Raw genomic sequence first — 20,727 nt, forward strand, 5'->3', positions numbered from 1 at the left:
AACGTGACGTACCGGGTTGAGACCTACGAGAAGACCTTCGCGGGGCACGAGCCGTTCATCGCCCAGCACCGTTCCTCCGGCTTCGGCATCCTGCCCGCGTCCGTACAACTGGAGATGGCCCTGCTCGGGGTCGCACAGCGCCGGGCCTTCGCCCCGCTCGAACTCGTCGACGTCGCCTTCGTCCGGCCGTTCACCGTCGCCGACGGCGAGCGGGTCACCGGCCGACTCGACGTGACCTTCGCCGAGCGGACCCGCTTCGAGCTGAGCGCGGTCACCCCCGACGGCCGCAAGGCCGTCTCGACCGGCACCGGCGGGCCGCTGCCGGCCGACGCCCGGCCGCCGGCCGCGTGGGAGGTGACCTGCCCGGTGCCGGTACCGCCCGAGCGGATCTACCGCGGCTGGGCCGAGGCCGGCCTGACCTACGGGCCGGACTTCCACACCGTACGCCGACTCTCCGTCGGCGACGGCACCGCCGAGGCGAGCCTCGCCACGGTGGCCCAGCCGGTGCCCTGGTACTCCCACCCCCTGCTCCTTGACGGCGTCTTCCAGGTGGTCAGCTGCGCCCTCCAGGATCTCGCCGACGGCGACGCGCCCGGCCCGATGCTGCCCATCGGCGTCGCGCGGTTCACCCTGTACGCGAACCTGTCCGCGCTCACCACCGGGGTGACCGTCCGGGTGCGCCGCACCGCCGTGCAGGACGCCTGGTCCGTCGCGGACGCCGTGCTGCTGGACCCCGCCGGCCAGGTCGTCGCCGAACTGACCGGGGTACGCATGCGCCGGCTGCCGGCGCACCGGTCCGCCGCGGCTCCCGGGCTGCTCACCCGCATCGAATGGACCGCCGCCGACGCCCCCGCGCCCCGCCGCCCGGCGACCGGCACCTGGGTGGTCCTGCACCACGGCGGCGCCGACGCCGTGGGCGCGGCCACGGTGCGGGCCCTGCGCGCCGACGGCGCCCGGGTCGTCGAGGTGCTGCCCGAGGGGCCCGCCCCGGCGGCCGGGGCCGACCTGCGGGTCGTGCCCCGGCCCGACGAGGCCGCGTTCCGGCAGCTCTGGGAGGAGCTCGCCACGCCCGTCGAGGGCGTCGTGCACCTGTGGAACACCGGCCCGACCCGACCGGAGCAGGCCGAGCTGGGCGGCGGCCTCTACGCCTGCCTCGCCGCCCTGAAGACCCTCGGCCAGCGGCAGCGCACGGGCCGCTTCCTCGTCGTCACCGAACGGGCCCAGCCGGTCGCCGCCGGGGACGCCCCCGAGCCCGCGCGCGCCGCCCTGTGGGGCCTGGTCCGCACCGCCGCCATCGAGTACCCGGGGCTGCGGCCCCGCCTGGTCGACCTCGACCTGGACCCCGCCTCCGCCGAGGCGCTCGCGGCCGAGCTGGGCGGCGACGGGCCGGTCGAGGTCGGCTACCGCGCCGGCCGGCGGCACGTGCCGGTCCGCGCCCCGCTGCGCGCGTCCGACGGCGGCCGGCCGCCCGTGCGGCGCGACGGCCGGTACCTGATCCTCGGTGGGCACGGCGGGCTGGGCCTCGCCGTCGCCCACCGCCTCGCCGGCGACGGGGCCGGCCTCGTCGCCCTGGTCAGCCGCTCCGGCGGGACCGGAGCCGACGCCGACGCCCTCGCCGGGATCGAGTCGTACGGCTGCCGCACCGCCTCGTTCGCCGCCGACGTCGCCGCGCCCGGCGCGCTGACGGCGGTGGTGGCGGAGATCCGGCAGCGCTTCGGCGACCTGCACGGCGTGGTGCACGCCGCCGGCGCCCTCCGCGACGGCCTGCTGCGCGGCACCACCGCCGAGGACGTGGCGCAGGTGCTGCGCCCCAAGGTCGACGGGCTGCACGAGCTGACCGCCGCCGTCGCCGGCACCGACCTGGACTTCGCGGTGCTGTTCGCCTCGGTCTCCGGGACGTTCGGCAACCTCGGCCAGGGCGGGTACGCCGCCGCCAACGCCTACCTCGACGCGTACGCGCACGCGCGGGGCGCCCCCTGGACCAGCGTCGACTGGGGACTGTGGGGCGAGGTGGGCATGGGCACCGGCGTCGCCGAGCAGCTCCGCCGTCGTGGCGTCCGGCCGCTGGGCACCGTCGAGGCGCTCGACGCCCTGATGACCGTGCTGCGCGACGACGTCCGGCAGGTCGTCATCGCCCACCCCGACGCCCCGGCCGGCACCCGGGCCGAGGCGGCGACCGGCCCGGCGTCGGCCACGCCGCCGACACCGGCGGCCCCGGTCCCCGCGCCCGCCACGGCGACCGGCCCGGCCCCGGCCGGTGACGTCGACGCCGGGCGCACCGAGGACGGGCTCGCCGAGTTCCTCGCCGAGCTGCTCGGCGTCGACGGCTTCGACCGGACCGCGCCGCTCACCGACTACGGCATCAACTCGATCATGAGCGTCGAGCTGGCCGAGGAGCTGTCCCGCCGCTGGCGGGTCACCCTCCCGGCGACCCTCTTCCTCGAGTACGGCGACTTCGCCGAGCTCGCCGCCGCCCTCGCCACCCGCTACGCGGCCGGACCTCCCGCCGCCCCCGAGCCGCCGGCCACCGTCCCGGCCACCGCCACGCCCGCGCCGGCCGCCGCCACGCCGGCCACCCCCGAGCCGGAGCCCGCGCCCGCGCCGGTGTCCACACCCGAGCCGGTGTCCATGCCCGCCCCCGAGCCGGCCGCCCGGCCCGCTGCGCGCGGCGGCGACATCGCGGTGGTGGCCGTGTCCGGCGACCTGCCGGGCGCCCGCGACCTGACCGACCTGTGGCCGATGCTTCGCTCCGGCGCGGACGCCTTCACCGAGATCCCGGCCCACCGGTGGAACATCGACGAGCACTTCCAGCGGCGCGGCCCCGAGATGACCGGCACCTACTGCCGCACCGGCGCGTTCGTGACCGCGATCGACCGCCTCGACCCGAAGTTCTTCGGCATCGCCGTGCGCGAGGCACAGGAGATGGACCCGCAGCAGAAGCTGCTGCTGGAGCACGCCTGGTCCGTCGTCGACGACAGCGGCTGCGCCGGGCGGCGGGACGTCGGCGTCTTCGTCGGCGCCACCTACACCCACCACCGCGACGCCACCGGCCTCGACGCCGTCGGGCCGCACACCGCCCTCGGCTCGATGAACGCCGTCCTGGCCAACCGCATCTCCTACGCGCTGGACCTGACCGGCCCCTCGCAGACCGTCGACACCCTCTGCTCGTCGTCCCTGGTCGCCCTGCACCAGGCGGTGGTGAGCCTGCGCACCGGGCAGTGCGGGGCGGCCATCGTCGCCGCCTGCCACGTCGGACTGACCCCCTGGTACTACCGCAGCCTCAGCCAGCTCGGCGCGCTGTCGCCCACCCGCCCCCGGCCGTTCGACGACCGGGCCGACGGGTTCGTGCCCGGCGAGGGCGCGGTCGCGGTCATGCTCAAGCGGCTCGACGATGCCGAACGCGACGGCGACCGGATCCACGCGGTGATCCGGGGCGCGGCGGTCAACCACGGCGGCCGGGGCAGCGCCCTGCCGGTGCCGCGCAGCGAGGCGCAGGTGGCGGTGATCCGGGCCGCGCTGGCCGACGCCGGCCTCGCCCCGGCCGACATCTCCCTGGTCGAGACCCACGGCACCGCGACCCGGCTGGGCGACCCGATCGAGATCGCCGCCCTGGCCGAGGTCTTCGCCGGCGACCGGACCGAGCCGGTGCACGTCGGCTCGGTCAAGGCGAACATCGGCCACCTGGAGCCGGCCAGCGGCCTGGCCGGCCTGGTGAAGGTCCTGCTCTGCCTGCGGCACGGCGAGATCCCGCCGCTGGCCGGGTTCGAGACGCTCGGCGCGCACATCGCGCTGCCCGCCGGCCGGCTGGCCATCCCCACCGAGCCCCGGCCGTGGCGCTCCGCCGGCCCCCGCCGGGCCGGCATCAGCGCCTTCGGCATGGGCGGCACCAACGCCCACGTCGTCGTCGAGGAGTACGTCCCGGACCCCACCGGCGTCGCCGCCCGCCCCGACGAGCCCGCCCGCGAACACCTGCTCGTCCTCTCGGCGCACACCCCGCAGCTGCTCGTCCGGCGGATCGCCGACGTGGAGCGGCTGATCGGGCGGGACCGGTCGGTCGACGCCGGGGCGCTGTGCTTCTCCGCGTCGGTCGGGCGCGCCCACCTGCCGCACCGGATCGCCGTGCTCGGCGCGACCGCCGACGAGCTGGGCGCGGGCCTGCGCCAGGCCCTGCGTCTCGGGCCGGACCCGTCGGCGACGGTGCTGCGCGGCGCGACCGTCCTGGCGGGCGACCCGGTCCCCTGCGGCCCCGACCTCGCCGGCCGGCTCGCCGGGTACGTGCCGCTGACCGCCGAGCGGATCGCCGCCGAGCTGCGCACGCCCGACGGCACGCTGCTCGCCGCGCTGGCCCACCTGTACGTCGCCGGGCGCGACGTCGACTGGCGGCGGTTCCACGCGGGCAGCGGGCAGCGCCGGGTGCCGCTGCCGCCCTACCCCTTCCGCGACCTCGCCGGCCCCGCCGGCCCGTCCCGCCCGGCCAGCCCCGCCGCGCCCGACGACCGCGTCCTGGACCGGCTGCTGGGCGCGCACCGGGTCTTCGGCGAGGAGACGCTGCCGGCCGCGTTCCTCGTCGCCAGCGGCTTCGCCCGCGCCGCCGTCCTGCGCCGGCTCGCGTTCACCGCGCGGGGCACCGGCCGGCACCGGCTCACCAGCCACGCCTCCGGCGACACGACCACCTTCTCCTACGGCGGGCGGCCCGTCGGCCACCTCACCGTCGGCGCGGCCGAACCCGCCGACCCCGCCCCCGAGCCGGTGGCGCTGGACGCGCTGCGCGCCGGCTACCCCCGCACGCTCGACCCCGCCGGCCTGTACGCGTGGTTCGCCGCCAAGCACGTCGACTTCGGGGCCCCGCTGCGCGTCATCGGGCACGTCGCGTACGGCGCCACCGGCGTACTCACCCAGGTCGACCTCGCCGACGCGGACCCGGGCGTGCGGGCGGTGGCCGCCCTCGACGCGGCGTTGCAGACCATGGCGGTGCTGACCCTGGCCGACCCGGCCGCGTCCACGCTGACCTACCTGCCGGTCTCGATCGGCCGGGCGGTGCGTTGGGGCGACCCGGCCGGCACCCGCCACGTCCACCTGCGCCTCGCCGGGCAGGACGCCGACGGCAGCCGGCGGGCCGCCGCCACCCTCCTGGACGCCGCCGGCCGGGCCCTGGTGCTCCTCGACGACGTCGTGTACCGGCCCGTCGCGGCGGGCGCGCCCGACCCGGGCCGGGGCACCCCGCCCGCCGTCGCCCCCACGCCCGACCGGGTCCCGCCGGCCACCGACCCCGCCGTCGACCAGCCGCCGGCCGGTGCCGTCCCGGCCCCGTCCCGCCCCCGGGTGACGGAGGAGACGGTCGTCGACCTGGTCCGGGCGGTGCTGCGGGACCCGCAGGTCAGCGCGACGAGCCCGCTTGCCGCCGCCGGCATCGACTCCATGCTGGCCACCATGGTCGCCGCCGAGGTGCAGGACCGGCTCGGGGCGACGCTCAGCCCGGTCGACGTGCTCCAGGCACGCGACTGCCGGGCCCTCACCGCCGTGGTGGCGTCCCTCGTGCCCGCCGAGCCCGCCGCCCCCGACACGCCGCCCACCCCCGACGCCGCCCCCACCGGGTCGGCCGCGGCGACGGGCGGGGACGCCCGCGACATGGCGATCGTCGGCGTCGCCTGCGCGCTGCCCGGCGCGACGGAGCCCGAGGGGTTCTGGTCCCTGCTGGCGGGCGGGGGCAGCGGCGTCGGCCCGGCGCCCGCGTTCCGCTGGCCCGCCGACGGCGACCCCGACGGCACACCGGTGGGCGGCTTCCTCGCGCAGATCGACGAGTTCGACGCCCGGTTCTTCGACTTCTTCGCCAAGCAGGCGGAGGTGCTCGACCCGCAGGTCCGCTGGCTGCTGCGCACCGCGTGGGAGGCGCTGGAGTCCGCCGGGACCGCGCCACTGTCCACGCCCGCCTCGACCGGCGTCTTCGTCGGCGCCAGCTACCAGCACTACAAGGACTACAACATCCCGCCGGAGCTGGACGCCGCCGCCGGCCTCGGCAACCACAACGCCTTCCTGGCGAACCGGGTGAGTTACTTCCTGGATCTGTCGGGTCCGAGCATGACGATCGACACGTTGTGTTCGTCGTCTTTGGTGGCGTTGCACACGGCGGTGCGCAGCATCCGCAGCGGCGAGTGCGACCAGGCCATCGTCGCCGGCGTACGCCTCGCCATGTCGCCCCTGCACTACACCGCGATGCGGAACCTGCGCGCGCTGTCCCCGACGGGTGCGTCGCGGGCGTTCGACGCGGCGGCGGACGGGTTCGTGCCGGGGGAGGGTGTGGTGACGGTGGTGGTCAAGCCTCTGGCGGATGCGGTGCGTGACGGGGACCGGATCCGTGGGGTGATCCGGGGGACGGCGGTGAACCACGGTGGCCGGACGAGTGGGTTGACGGTGCCGAGCAGTTCGGCGCAGCGGGACGTGATCCTGGCGGCGTTGCGGGATGCGGGGGTGGGTCCGGAGGGGATCGGCATGGTGGAGGCGCATGGGACGGGTACGAGTTTGGGTGATCCGATTGAGGTGGAGGGTTTGACGCGGGCGTGGCGGGAGTTCACGTCGCGGACGCAGTTCTGTGCGATTGGTTCGGTGAAGTCGAACATCGGTCATCTGGAGCCGGCTGCGGGTTTGGCCGGTGTGGTGAAGGTGTTGTTGGCGTTCGAGCGGGAGCTGATTCCGCCGACGTTGCACGTCACCCGGCCGAATGATCACATCCGGTTTGAGGAGTCGCCGTTCTTCGTGGCGGATCAGGCCCTCCCGTGGCCCCGGACGGCGGGTTCGCCGCGGCGGGGTGCGGTGTCGGCGTTCGGGATGGGCGGGGTGAACGCCCACGTGATCCTGGAGGAGCCGCCGGTCGCCGCCCCGCGCGAGCCGGTGCCGCCGCGATCGCACCTGGTCCGGGTCTCCGCCGCCAGCGAGGAGGCGGTCCGCCGGCTCGCCGCCGCGTACGCCGAGGTGTTCGCCGCCTCCGACGACGACCGGCGGACCGCCGACCTCTGCCACACCGCGAACGTCGGCCGCTCCCCCCTCGGCTACCAGAGCGCGGTCACCGGCCCCACCGGCGCGGCCCTCGCCGAGCAGCTCCGGGCCGTCGCCGACGGCCACCTCCCGGTGGCCCGCGTCGACGCCGCCCTGGCCGCCGCCGCGCCGCCGGCCACCCCCGACGGGCCGCCGGACGTCTGGCACGAGGCGCTGGCCGACCTGGCCCGGCGCGGCCACCCCGGCATCGACTGGGCGGCGCTGTCCGCGCCGGGCTCCCGGATCGTCGCGCTGCCCACCTACCCGTTCGCCCGGGGCCACTACTGGCACACCCGCAGCGCCCCGGCGACCGTGGCGACGACGGCGGCGGCCGCACCGTCGTCCACCGCGCCGCAGCCCGCCGCGTCGGCGTCGGCCGGGGCTCCCGCAGCGACCGCGCCCGAGGCGCTGTGCACGCGGTGGCGGGCCACCACGCCCCGCACCGGCGGGTCGGCCTACGGCGTCACCGTCCGGGTGGTCGCCGCCGACCGGGCCACCGAGGGCGTCGTCTCCGCCGCGCTGTCCGCCCAGGGCGCCGACATCGCCGCCCCGGGCGCGCCCGCCCGCGCCCTCGTCGTGGTCGCCGCCCCGGCCGCGCCCACCGACGCCGAACCGGACCTGAGCGGCTTCTGGGAGCAGCTCCGCGAGGTCACGGCGACCCTCCCGGCGCAGGCGAGGGTGGTCTGGGTCGAGCACCGGTCCGCCCCGGTCGACGAGGCCGACCGGGCCCTGCTGGACCCGGCGGCCGCTGCGCGGGCATTCACCGTCCGCGCCGCCGCCGCCGAGCACCGGTTCGCCGTCGCGGCCCTCGACCTCGACGCCGGCGACCCGGCCGAGACCCGCGCCCGGCAGATCGCCGCCGAGTTCGCCGCGCTGCGCCCCGGCGTCAACACCGCCGTCGCCTACCGGCGGGGCATCCGGTACGCCCCGGAGCAGGTCCCGGCCCGGCCCGGCCCGGCGACCCCGCTGGACGGCGACGGGTACCACCTCGTCACCGGCGGTCTCGGCGCGATCGGCCGGCGGCTCGTCGCGCACCTGGTGCACGGCGGCGCGCGACGCGTCGGCATCGTCGGCCGGTCCCCGGCCGACCCCGGCGCCGAGGCGTTCCTGGCGCAGCTGCGGCCGCACGCCGAGGTCGACTACCTCCGGTGCGACGTCGCCGACGCCGCCGCGCTCGCCGACGCCGCCGCGTCCTTCGGCAGCCGGTGGGGCCGGCTGCTCGGCGTGGTGCACTGCTCCGGCGGGGTCAACCCGTTCGGGTCGCTGCGTCGCCGGCCCTGGTCGGAGGCGGCCCGGGTGGCCGCGCCGAAGGTCGCCGGCTCCCGCAACGTGACGCGGCTCGCCCGCACCCAGGGCGCGGGCTACGTCGCCCTGGTCTCCTCGATCGCCGGCGCGCTGCCGCACGCCGGCCGGGGACTGGTGGACTACGCCCTGGCCAACGCCTACCAGCTGGCGCTGGCCGAGGCCGCCGGCGACGACGGCACGACGGTGACCGCGCACGCCTGGCCGAACTGGGTCGGCATCGGCATGGAGGCCGACGAGTCCGTGGCCGCCGGGCACTCGATCACCCTCGACCAGGCGCTGACCGGATTCACCGCGCACCTGCGCACGGGCGGGGGCGTCGTGTTCCCCGGCGCCGCCGCGCCGGACAGCGCGCCGCCGACCGCGCCCCCGACGGCATCCGCCCAGCCGGCCCCGACAGCACCGGCTCCGACAGCACCGGCTCCGACAGCACCGGGCCCGGCGGCACCGGGCCCGGCGTCGGCCGCGCGACCCGCCGCCGAGCCCGCGCCGGCGACGGCCGCCGCGCCCGGCCCCACGTACACGCTGGTGCGCGACGCCTTCGTCGACGTGCTCGGCGAGGACCCCGGCGACTGCCCCCTGCCGGACCTCGGCCTGGACTCGCTGGTCATCGTCGACCTCACCAACGCCATCGAACGGCTCGGCGGGATCACCGTCGACCCGTCCCTGGTGATGCGGGCCCGCACCATGGCCGACCTCGCGGCCCGGCTGCCCGGCGCAGCCGGCGCGCAGCCCGCCGCACCGCAGGAGGCGGCCGGGTCCGGCACGCCGACGCCCGACGCGGACGGACCGGCCCCCGCGCCGGCCCCGGACCTCGGCGCGCTGCTGCGGCCCCTGCTCGTCCACGGTCAGCAGCAGGGCCACTGACATGCCCACCGAGCGGGACGGAAGGAGCGACGCGACCATGACGGACAATCGGATCGCGGTGATCGGCATGGCCGTACGGCTTCCCGGCGCCGAGGACGTGACCGACCTGCGGTGGATGCTGACCCACGACTCGGTCGAGGTCGACGAGGTCCCGCCCAGCCGCTGGGCCCGCGACCTCTACCTCGGCGACGGCGACCACCAGGGCACCCACCACCGGGGGGCCTTCCTCCAGGACCCGTTCTCCTTCGACCACGAGGCGTTCGGGCTCACCGCCGCCGACGTCGTCCTGCTCGACCCGCAGCAGCGGGTCATGCTGGAGGTCGGGGCCCGCGCCCTGGAGGACGCCGGATACCTGGCCGCCCGGCGGCGGCTCGATGCGGGCGTCTTCATCGGCGCGCGGATGAACTCCTACGGCTTCGACCACGGCCGCGGCGTCGCCCCCGCCGGCCGGGCCGGTGCCCCGGCCGCCGGCCCGCCGGTCCCGGCGGCCCTCTGGGGGCGCTCGCAGAACTTCGTCGCGGCCTGGCTGTCCGACCGGCTCGACCTCGCCGGCCCCAGCCTGGTCGTCGACACCGCCTGCTCGTCGTCGCTGACGGCGGTCTGGCTGGCCTGCCAGAGCCTCGCCGCCGGCAGCTGCGAGATCGCCGTGGTCGGCGCGGTGGACCTGCTGGTCGACCCGCTGACCTTCGTGCTGCTGTCCCGCACCGGCGCGCTCTCCCCGGACGGGCTGTGCCAGACCTTCGACGAGAAGGCCAACGGGTACGTCCCCGGGGAGGGCGCGGTCGCCCTGGTGCTCAAGCCGATGGCGGCGGCCGTCGCCGACGGCGACGTGATCCTCGGGGCGATCACCGGCACCGGCGTCAACAACGACGGCCGCACCATGGGGGTGACCACCCCCAACCTGGAGGCCCAGGTCGAGCTCCTCACCCGCGTCTACGACCGGGTCGACCCCGCGACCGTCCAGTACGTCGAGACCCACGGCACCGGCACCGCCATCGGCGACCCGATCGAGGTGCGGGCGCTCACCGAGGTCTTCGGTCGGCACGGCGTCGCCCGGGGCAGCGTCGCGCTGGGCTCCCTGAAGCGGCGCATCGGGCACCTGCACTCGGCGTCCGGCCTGGCCGGGCTCGCCAAGATCGTCCTCTGCCTGCGGGACGGGACGGTGCCCGGTGTGCCGGTGCCCGCCGTCAACCCGCGCCTGCGGCTGGACGCCAGCCCCTTCCACCTGCCGCCGCGCGCCGCGCCCTGGCCGACGGCGTCGATCCGGCGGGCCGCGGTGAGCGGCTTCGGTTTCGGCGGCACCAACGCGCACGTCGTCGCCGAGGCGGCCGGCCCGCCCGCCGCGCCGGCCGGCGTCGGGCGCGCCGCCGAGGTGCTGCTGCTGTCCGCCGACAGCCCGGACGGCCTGCGCGAGCTGGCCGCGCAGTGGCTGGAGTTCCTCCCGACGGTCGCCGACGACCTGCCCGACGTGCTGGCCACCGCCCGGCTCGGGCGGCCCCACCGCGCTGTGCGGTGCGCCGTCACCGGCACCGACGCCGCCGGCCTCGCCGCCGCCCTGCGGGCCCGCCTGCTCGCCGCCGACGCCCCGCTCGGCGAGACCCCCCGGCGGCGGCCCGCCGTCACCGTGCGCCCGGCCGCCGCGCCGGCCCCGCCGGCCTGGCTGCTCGCGCTCACCGGGGCCGTGCCGGCGGTACGGGAGATCGTCGCCCGGTTCGAGGCCGCTGTCGGCAGCCCCGTGACGACGTTCGCCGGCCCGCTGCTGCGGATCTGCGCCGGGGTCGTGCTGGCCGTGGCGCTGCGCGACACCGGCGTCCCCGAACAGGCGGTGGACCTGCCGCCCGGCTGGGTGCCGATCGCCGACTTCGCGCACGGGCGTACCACGCTGGAGCAGGCGCTGAGCGCGGTCCTGACCGGCCCGGCGGCGACCGGCGTCGAGCCGGCCGCCGACCCCGACGCCGGCCCGGAGCTGTGCGCCCGCCTGGCCGACGCCACCGACGAGCGCGACGTCGCCGCGCTGCTCGCCGCCGTCGCGGCGGAGCTGCACGAGGCCGGCGCGGACGTCGACTGGGTCGCGTTCCAGGGGTCGGCCGGGTGGCGCAAGCGGCTGTTGCCCGCCGCCCAGGCCCGCGGGCCCGCGCTGGACCTGCGGGAACCCCTGCGCTCCGCCGAGCCCGGCGGCCCGACCACCCTGGACGCCGACGAGGGACCGGCCGGATACGCCTTCTCCCGCGTGTTCGGGGCGGGCGAGACGCCCATCGCCCAGCACTCCGTGTACCGCCGGATCATGCTCCCCGGCGTCGCCTGGTTCGACTTCCTGCGCCAGGGCGCGCTGCTGCGCGGCGACGCGTTCCATGGGGTGCGGGACGTGCTGTTCCACCGGCCGCTGATCCCCACCGGCGCGCACCGCGTGCTGTGCCGGGTCGACGGGCAGGGCCGGTTCACGGTCGCCGACGCCGACGGCACGCCCTTCGTCACCGGCCGGTACGCCCCGCAGCCCGACCCGGCCCCGACCACCGAGCCGCTGCCGGAGCTGCTCGCCGCCTGCTCGCGGCTGCACGCCGGCTCCACGGTCTACCGGTGGCTGCGCCGCATCGGCTACCACCACGGCCGGTACTACCGCAACATCTCCTGGGTGGCCGGCCTCGCGGGCGGGGGCACGCTCGCCCGCATCGAGGGCGGCCGGCAGCGCGGGCTGAACCCGCCGGACGTCCAGCTCTTCCCGGGCCTGCTGGACAGCGTCACCATCGCCGCCATCGACCCGGACAACCCCGTCTTCGGCACCGAGCACGCGTCCGCGTTCATCCCGCTGTCGGCGGACCGGGTGAGCGTGCACGGCCCGCTCGACGACGCCGCCTACGTCCGCACGGAGGTCTCCTTCTGGAACGAGGAGGCCTGCCGGGTCACCCAGGTCGTCCTCGACGCGCGGGGCGTGCCCCTGCTGACCTTCGGCGACATCTCGTCGAAGCGGGTGCCCCTGCTCGCCTTCAGCGACCAGCCGCCGGCCCCCGCCGCGCCCCGCCCGGCCCCGGCGGCCGTCGCACCCGCCCCGGTCCCGGTCGCGGCGGCCCGGCCTCCGGTGCCCCCGGCCCCGGCCGGGCGGCCCACCTCGACCGAGTCCGCACAGCCCACCGCGGCCCCGGTCGCTCCGGCCGTCACCCCTGCGCCGCCCCCGGTGCCGCAGCCGGCGGCGCTTCCCGGCGGTGTCGCGTCGGTGTCGCCCGTCGCGCGGGCGCTCGCCTGGTTCCTGGCCCTGTCCGGCACGGACGCCGAGCACGCCGACACCGAGTTCCTCTCGGCCGGCTTCGACTCGGTCGGCCTGGTCGGGCTGAGCGACCGGCTGTCCCGGGAGCACGGCCTGTCGCTCTATCCGACCGTCTTCTTCGAGTATCCGACGCCCCGCAGCTTCGCCCAGCACCTCGTCGACGAGGCCCCCGACTTCGTCGCCTCGCTGGCGGCACCGCCGGCGGGCCCGGCGGGTCCGGCGAGCGCCCCCGATCCGACCCCGGAGCCACCCGTCGCCCCGGCCGCCGCCACCGCCCCGCCCCCCGGGCCGACCGAGGTCCGCGAGCCGGCCGAGGCCACCCGGCCGGTCGAGGTCCCCGAGCCGGTCGCGGCGACGCCGCCCGCCGGTCCGCCGCCGGTCACCACCGCGCCCGAGGCCGTCGACAACGCGCCAGCCGCCGGGCGTACGCCGGGGGCCGCCGAGCGTACGGACACCGGGCGCGACATCGCCGTCGTCGGTGCCGCGATCCGGGTGCCCACCGCCGACGACCTCGACGGGTACTGGTCCCTGCTGGCCGAGGGGCGCGACACCGTCCGCGCCCTGCCCGAGGGCCGCTGGCAGCGCGCCGAGGAGGGCCCGGTCCCGCAGGCGTCCTTCCTGGACCGGGTCGACGAGTTCGACCCCGTGCCGTTCCGGATCTCCGCCCGGGAGGCGCCGCTGATCGACCCACAGGCCCGCATCGTGTACGAGACCATCTGGGCGGCCCTGGAGGACGCCGGCCGGATGGGGCGGGGCGACCGGGAGAACCGGATCGGCCTGTGGATCGCCTACAGCCACGACCACTACCACGAGGAGCGGTCCCGGCACGGGGTGCCCGACGGGCGTGGCCTCGGCCTGGAGGCGATGATCCCGAACCGGCTGTCGTACCTGATGGACTGGCACGGACCGAGCGTCGTGGTCAACACGCTGTGCTCGTCGTCGCTGGTGGCCCTGCACACGGCACTCCAGCACCTGCGTGCCGGCGACATCGACACGGCGGTCATCGGTGGCGTGCACGCCGCGATCAGCCCCGAGTACTTCCGGTCCATGCAGGACCTGCGAGCGCTCTCGCCCACCTTCCGGTGCCGCGCGTTCGACGTCGACGCCGACGGCTTCGTGCCCGGGGAGGGCGCGGTCGCGGTCGTGCTGCGCCGCCGCGCCGACGCCGAGCGGGACGCCGACCGGATCCGGGGCCTGATCAAGGGCGCGGCGGTCAACCACGGCGGCCGGACCACCCGCTACTCCGCCCCGAGCCCTGCCGGACAGCGGGACGTGATTCTGGCGGCGTTGCGGGATGCGGGGGTGGGTCCGGAGGGGATCGGCATGGTGGAGGCGCATGGGACGGGTACGTCTTTGGGTGATCCGATTGAGGTGGAGGGTTTGACGCGGGCGTGGCGGGAGTTCACGTCGCGGACGCAGTTCTGTGCGATTGGTTCGGTGAAGTCGAACATTGGTCATCTGGAGCCGGCTGCGGGTTTGGCTGGTGTGGTGAAGGTGTTGTTGGCGTTCGAGCGGGAGCTGATTCCGCCGACGTTGCACGTCACCCGGCCGAATGATCACATCCGGTTTGAGGAGTCGCCGTTCTTCGTGGCGGATCAGGCCCTCCCGTGGCCTCGGGTGGTGGGTGTGCCGCGGCGGGGTGCGGTGTCGGCGTTCGGGATGGGCGGGGTGAACGCCCACGTGATCCTGGAGGAGCCGCCCGTCGCCGCCCCGCGTGAGGCGATGTCGCAGGAGTCTTTTGTGGTGCGGGTGTCGGCGTCGGGTGAGGAGGGTGTGCGGCGGTTGGCGGCTGATTATGCGCGGGCGTTGTCGTCGGTGTCGGATGTGGGTGGGTTGGGGGATTTCGGGTTTACGGCGAATGTGGGTCGGGCGTCGCATCGGTTCCGGGTGGCGGTGTCGGGTGTGGACGTCGGGGGTGTGGTGGAGGGTTTGTCGGGGGTGGCGGATGGGTCTCGTTCGGTGGGTCGGTTGGTGAATGCGACGCCGGTGTCGGTGTTCATGTTTTCGGGTCAGGGTTCGCAGTATGCGGGGATGGCTCGGGGTTTGTATGGGGTGGAGCCGGTGTTCCGGTCGGCGTTGGACGAGTGTGCGGAGTTGGTGTCGCCGTTGGGTGTGCCGTTGTTGGATTTGTTGTTTGGTGGTCGGGGTGGGGAGTTGGTGGAGACGCGGTTTGCGCAGGTGGGGATTGTGGCGGTGCAGGTGGGGTTGGTGCGGTTGTTGGAGTCGTGGGGGGTTCGGCCGGGGCTTGTGGTCGGTCATTCGGTGGGTGAGTTGTCGGCTGGGTGGGCGGCGGGGGTGTTCGGGTTGGGGGATGTGTTGGGGTTGGCGGTGGCGCGGGGTGCGTTGATGCAGCAGCAGCCGTCGGGTGGGGCGATGGCTGCGGTGTTCGCTGATGCCGAGGTGGTGGGGTCGGTGGTGGGTTCTTTTCCGGGGTTGGAGGTGGCGGCGTGGAATGGGCCGCGGAGTGTGACGGTGTCGGGTCCGGTGGATGTGGTGGATGCGTTCTGTGTGAACTCTGGGTTGCGGTGTCAGCGGTTGGTGGTGAGTCATGCGTTTCATTCGGTGGCGATGGCGGGTGCGGTGGAGCCGTTTGCGGAGGTGGTGTCGCGGGTGGTGGTGTCGGCGCCGCGGGTTGGGTTCGCGTCGTCGATTACGGGTGGGTGGCATGACGCGGGGTCGGTGGCGGATGCCGGGTTGTGGGGTGGGGGGATTCGTCGGCCGGTGTTGTTCGGTGAGGCGTTGGGGTTGGTGGGTGCGGCTGGTGGTGGGGTGTTCTGGGAGATCGGTGCGCATCCGGTGTTGGCGGGTCTGGGGAAGCAGGTGTTGCCCGACGCCGGGTTGGTGTGGTTGCCGACGTTGCGGCGGGAGCGTTCGGATCAGGCGCAGTTGCATGCGGCGGTGGCGGAGTTCTACAGCCGGGGCCTCGGAGAAGTGGACTGGGCGGGGGTGCACGCCGGTAAGGGGCATCGCACGACCACCATTCCCACCTACCCGTTCGAACGCCGGACGTACTGGGTCCCCAATGGACGGGACGAGTCGAGAATCGTCGCGACGAGCCGTCCCCCTTCCTTGAGGGAGGAAACATGCAAACCTAAGATCCACCTCTACCCGCCCGCTGAGGGAATCTCTGTCGTGAAGGACCGGATGCAATGACTGGCGAATACGGACTCAAGCGCCACTTCAACGGTGACGCCGCCCGCCTCATCGGTGGAAAGATCCGCGAGGTCCACCCGGAGTTCGATGTCGAGGACTACGCCGTCGAGGTCGAACGGCGGATCCCCGGAAAGGAGCTGAAGGACCGCGTCCTCGTCCTGGCGGAGGGGCTGCGCAGCCGGCTCCCGCAGGACTACCCCGAGAGCGTGCGCATCCTCGTGTCGATCCTCGGCGACGAGCTCGCCGAGGGGGAGGGGATGTTCAACGTCAGCTGGTACCTCATGCCGGTGGCCCGGTTCGTCGAGGAGTACGGCCTGGACCACCCGGAGGTGTCCCTCGACGCCCTCGTCGAGATCACCAAGCGGCACACCGCCGAGTACGCCATCCGCCCGTACATCGAGCAGCACTACGACCTGACGATGAAGCGGATGGCCGACTGGGCGCGCGACCCCAGCCACAACGTGCGCCGGATGGCCAGCGAGGGCACCCGCCCCCGGCTGCCCTGGGCGCGGACGCTGACCATGTTCGTCAGGGACCCGCAGCCCGTCCTGGAGATCCTCGAACCGCTGCGCAGCGACCCCTCGGAGTACGTCCGCAAGTCCGTGGCGAACAACCTCAACGACATCTCCAAGGACGCCCCCGACGTCGCGTTGGCCACGGCGCTGCGCTGGCGGCAGGAGAGCCCGACGCCGGAGACCGCCTGGATCGTCCGGCACGCGCTGCGCACCCTGGTCAAGAAGGGCAACCAGGAGGCCCTCGCGATCGTCGGCGTCACCGGCGGCGAGCACATCCGGGTGCCGTCGATGGGGCTGTCGCCCCGGTCGCTGACCCTCGGCGAGTCGACCCTGATCCGCCTCGACGTCGAGAACACCGACAGCCGCCGGCACACCGTCGCCGTCGACTACGTCGTGCACCACGTGCGCAAGAACGGCCAGAGCATCCCGAAGGTCTTCAAGCTCACCACCCTCGAACTGGCCCCCGGCGAGCGCCGGACGGTGGAGAAGTCGCACCCGGTGCGGGAGGTCTCCACCCGGCGCTACTACCCCGGCGAGCACCTCGTCGACATCCAGGTCAACGGCCAGGTCCTGGCCACCGACAGTTTCGACCTGCGGCTGTGAGCGCCCACCGGACCCTGCTGGCCGCCGACGACCCGGTGCTGCGCGACCACCGGATCGGCGGGACGCCCGTGCTGGCCGCGGCGGCGCAGGTCGACGCCATGCTCACCGCCTGCGACGCGGCGCGGCCCGGCGGGAGCTGGAGCCTGGAACAGGTCGCGTTCCTCGCGCCGCTGCGGGTGCCGCCCGGCACGACCGTCGGGGTCGAGACGACGCTGACCGACGACGGGGAGTGCGCGCTCGGCTCGTGGGCGCCGGGCGCGTCCAGCCCGACGCCGCACAGCCGGGCCCGGGCCACCCGCTCCGCGCTGCCGCCCCCGCACTACCTGGACGTGGCCGAGCTGCGCGCCGGCTGCGTCGACGAGGTGCCGCTGGCCGCCGTCGCCGACTGGCGGCGGGGCAGCGGCATCGAGTACGGCCCGACCTTCCACGCCATCCGCGCCGCCCACCGGGGGCCGGGCCGGATGCTGGCGCTGCTCCGCGCGTCCGGCGGGCTGACCGACCCGCACCTCGTCCCGCCGGCGCTGCTGGACAGCGTCTTCCAGTGCCTCGGGATGCTCGACGACGGCGCCGCCGGCCCCTGCCTGCCCTGGTACGTGGGGCGGGTCAGCGTGCGGCGGCGGGTCACCGGCACGGTCCTGGCGCTGGTCGAGCGCACCGACCCGCCGGGCGCGTCCGGCGGGTCGGTGCGCGGGCGGGCCACCGTCTGCAACCAGCAGGGCGAGGTGCTGCTCGAACTGGACCGGATCGTCCTGAAGGCGCCGGGGCGGGCCGGCGGATCCGACCGCCCGGCGGGGGCACCGGCCCGGCACCGGCCGGTCCCCGCCGGGTCGGTCACCGCCGTCACCTGGCAGCCGGTCACCCCGACCCCGGAGCCGGAGCCGACGGGCGGCCACACCTGGCTGGTGTCGCGCGAGCTGTCCGGCGGGTCGCCCGACGACGGGCCCGTGCTGCTCGACCCGACGGACCTGCACGACGAGCACGTCGACCGGGCGCGCGCGCAGACCCCGCCGGCCGAGGTGGTCTACGTCGCGCCGCGCGGGGTGCGCGACGCCGACGAGGCCGCCGCCGTCCTCCAGGGCGTGTTCACCCTGGTCCGGCGGCTCGCCGCGCAGCCGCCGATGCCGGCGCTCACGATCGTCACCAACGCCGCCCACCAGGTCACCGGCGGCGAGCCGGTCGAGCCCGTGCAGACCGCGCTGTGGGGGCTGGCGCGCACCCTGCGCATCGAGCACCCGCAGGTCCGCGTACGCCTGGTCGACCTCGGCCTCGGCGGTGCCGCGCCCCCGCCGACGCTCGACGAGGTGCGCCACGGCGAGGCGGAGCTGGCCTGGCGCGACGGCACCTGGTACGCCCCGGCGCACCCGGCGGTGGACGCCGCCCCCGGCGAGCCGGCGGGCCGGGCGGTCGGCGGCCGGTTCCTGGTCACCGGCGGCCTGGGCGGCATCGGCCTGCACGTGGCGGAGTCCCTGGCCGGCGCGGGCTGCGCCCACCTCACGCTGGTGGGCCGGACGGTGCCGACGCAGGGGCCGGCGCGGGACCGGCTGGACAAGCTCGCCGCCGCCTGCGACCTGCGGCTCCTCGCCGCCGACGTGCGCGACCTGCCCGAGGCGCTGGCCGACGCGGAGCCCTTCGACGGGGTCTTCCACGCCGCCGGCGTCCTGCGCGACGGGCTGGCGCGCAGCCTGTCGCCCGAGCGCGTCGACGAGGTGTTCGCCCCGAAGATCGGCGGGGTGCACGCGCTCGACGCGGCGTTCGGCGCGCGGGCGCGCCCCGGTTACGTGGTGCTGTTCTCCTCGATCTCGGCCACGCACGGCAACCTCGGCCAGAGCTCCTACGCCTGCGCCAACGCCTATCTCGACGGCTACGCCGCGCGCCGCCGGGCCGAGGGGGAGGCCTGGTACAGCCTCGGCTGGGGCCTGTGGGCCGTCGGCATGGGGGAGCGGGTCGCCGACGCGGCGGCGGCGCGTGGCATCCCGGCGCTCGCCGCCGACGACGGCGTCGCGCTCCTGCGGCAAACCCTCGGGCTGCCGCCCGGCAACTACGTCCTGTCCGCAGTCGACACCCCGGAGGACGACGAGATGACGACCCCTGTGACCTATCCCGACAGCCGGCTGTGGCCGGAGCTGTCGGCGATCCTGAAGCGGACCCTGCACGTCGCCCAGGTGTCGCCGGAGGACAACCTGCTGGACCTGGGGCTGGACTCGATGATGGCGGTCGAGGTCTCCGCCGCGCTGGCCGGCGCGGGCGTCGAGATCGACCCGGCCACCTTCTTCGACCACCCCGGCGTCGGCGCGCTGCTGCGCCACCTGGAGGGGCTCCCGCGTCCCGCCGCGTCGCCCGTTCCCGTCGCGCCCGTGCCCGCCCCGGCCGTGCCCGCCGCGCCTGCGGAGACCGGCCCCACCGCGCCGTCCGCGCCGGTCGCCGTACCCCCGGTGGTGGCCGCGTCGCCCGCGGCCGTCGGGTCGGGCGGGCCGGCGGCACACGCGTTCGTCCCGGACTGGGACCGGTTCCGTGACGCCGACGCCGACGCCGTCGTGCGCCGCCCGGCCGGGCGCGCCGCCGAGCCGGCGGCGCTCGACGGACGACCCCCGGCGGCGAACGGGCGGCCCGCCGCCGCGCACCCACCGGCGGCGGCGAACGGGCGGCCCGCGCCCGCCCTCGCCGCCGGCCACCGCCCGGCGCCGGCCGGGCCGCCGCCGGCCGCGCCCCGGCCCGCCGGCCCGCCCGGTGTCGCCGCAACCCCCGGCGGGTCGGTTCCCCGCCGCACCCTGCCCGGCCGGCTCGCCGACCGCCCCGACGGCACGTTCCTCGACCGGCGGATCGACGCGCTGTCGGTGGACGACCGGCTCGTCATCGCGCGGGACGACTACTTCTACGAGCCGGTCATCGAGGAGTCCAAGGGCGCCTGGATCAAGTTCGACGGGCGGTGGTTCCTCAACTTCGCCTCCTACAGCTACCTGGGGCTCATCGGCCACGACTACATCAACCACCAGGCGCAGCGCGCCCTGGAGCGGCACGGCACCGGCGCGCACGGCGTCCGGCTGCTCGCCGGCACCCTGCACCTGCACCGCGAGCTGGAGCTGGCCATCGCGCGGTTCGTCGGCGCCGAGGACGCCATCGTCTACACCAGCGGCTACATGGCCAACGTGGCGACGGTCGGCGCGCTGGTCGGGCCGGGCGACGTGGTCATCGGCGACGTCTACAACCACGCGAGCATCCTCGACGGCTACCGGCTGTCCGGCGCGACCGTCATCACGTACGCCCACAACGACCTGGCCGACCTGGAACGGGCCCTGCGCCGGGCGGGCGACGCCGGCAAGCTGGTCGTCACCGACGCGGTGTTCAGCATGGACGGCGACGTCGCCGACCTGCCCGGCATCCTGGAGCTCTGCGAGCGCCACGACGCGCCGCTGATGGTCGACGAGGCGCACAGCCTCGGCGTGCTGGGCGCCACCGGCCGGGGCATCACCGAGCACTTCGGCATCGACCCGGCCCGGATCGCGGTGAAGATGGGCACGCTGTCCAAGACGGTGCCGAGCACCGGCGGCTACGTGGCGGGCTCCAGCGACCTGATCTTCGCCCTGAAGAACAACGCCCGGGGCTGGATGTTCTCCGCCGCCGGCACCCCGATGCAGGTGGCCGCCGCGCGGGCGGCCGTCGAGGTCATGGAGGCGGCCCCGCACCTCACCGGCGAGCTGCGGGAGCGCACCGACCGGTACCGCGCGCAGCTGCGCGGCCTCGGCTTCGACACCCTCGGCAGCGTGACGCCGGTGGTGCCGATCATCTGCGCCAGCGCCGGCCAGGCCCAGGAGATGGCCCGGCTCTGCCAGCGCGCGGGCGTCTTCGTCCAGCCCATCGTCTATCCCACTGTGCCCAAGGCGCTGCCGCGCCTGCGGACCATCGTCAACCTCAGCCACTCCGTCGACGACCTCGACCACGCCGTCGCCGTCTTCGCCGACGCCGGCCGGCGGGTCGGGCTCATCGCCTGAGGGC

At 76.0% G+C, this 20,727-nt stretch carries 4 protein-coding genes; all 4 read left to right on the forward strand.

What is annotated here, in order from left to right; genetic code table 11:
• The first annotated feature begins 3 nt into the window (after positions 1-3).
• The 4 genes from O7633_RS02090 to O7633_RS02105 are packed head-to-tail and all read left to right on the forward strand — an operon-like array spanning position 4 to position 20,723.
• Positions 4-9,201, forward strand: a complete 9,198-nt coding sequence (locus O7633_RS02090) for an SDR family NAD(P)-dependent oxidoreductase (RefSeq protein WP_282325666.1) — start codon at positions 4-6, stop codon at positions 9,199-9,201.
• 37 nt (positions 9,202-9,238) lie between these two features.
• Positions 9,239-15,616, forward strand: a complete 6,378-nt coding sequence (locus O7633_RS02095; protein ID WP_282325668.1) for a type I polyketide synthase — start codon at positions 9,239-9,241, stop codon at positions 15,614-15,616.
• Positions 15,613-16,734, forward strand: a complete 1,122-nt coding sequence (locus O7633_RS02100) for a DNA alkylation repair protein (protein WP_282325670.1) — start codon at positions 15,613-15,615, stop codon at positions 16,732-16,734. The genes O7633_RS02095 and O7633_RS02100 overlap by 4 nt, the downstream gene beginning before the upstream one ends.
• Positions 16,731-20,723, forward strand: coding sequence for a bifunctional SDR family oxidoreductase/pyridoxal phosphate-dependent aminotransferase family protein (locus O7633_RS02105; protein WP_282325672.1), 3,993 nt, complete (start codon positions 16,731-16,733; stop codon positions 20,721-20,723). Before O7633_RS02100 ends, O7633_RS02105 begins: the two co-directional genes overlap by 4 nt.
• Positions 20,724-20,727: the final 4 nt, after the last annotated feature.

This window comes from Micromonospora sp. WMMD712 (assembly GCF_029581295.1).
Lineage (GTDB): Bacteria > Actinomycetota > Actinomycetes > Mycobacteriales > Micromonosporaceae > Micromonospora > Micromonospora carbonacea.

Excerpts from the sequence above, each read along its gene's own strand:
- O7633_RS02095 (WP_282325668.1), top strand. The coding sequence starts at position 9,239 with ATGACGGACAATCGGATCGCGGTGATCGGCATGGCCGTACGGCTTCCC.
- O7633_RS02100 (WP_282325670.1), top strand. The coding sequence starts at position 15,613 with ATGACTGGCGAATACGGACTCAAGCGCCACTTCAACGGTGACGCCGCC.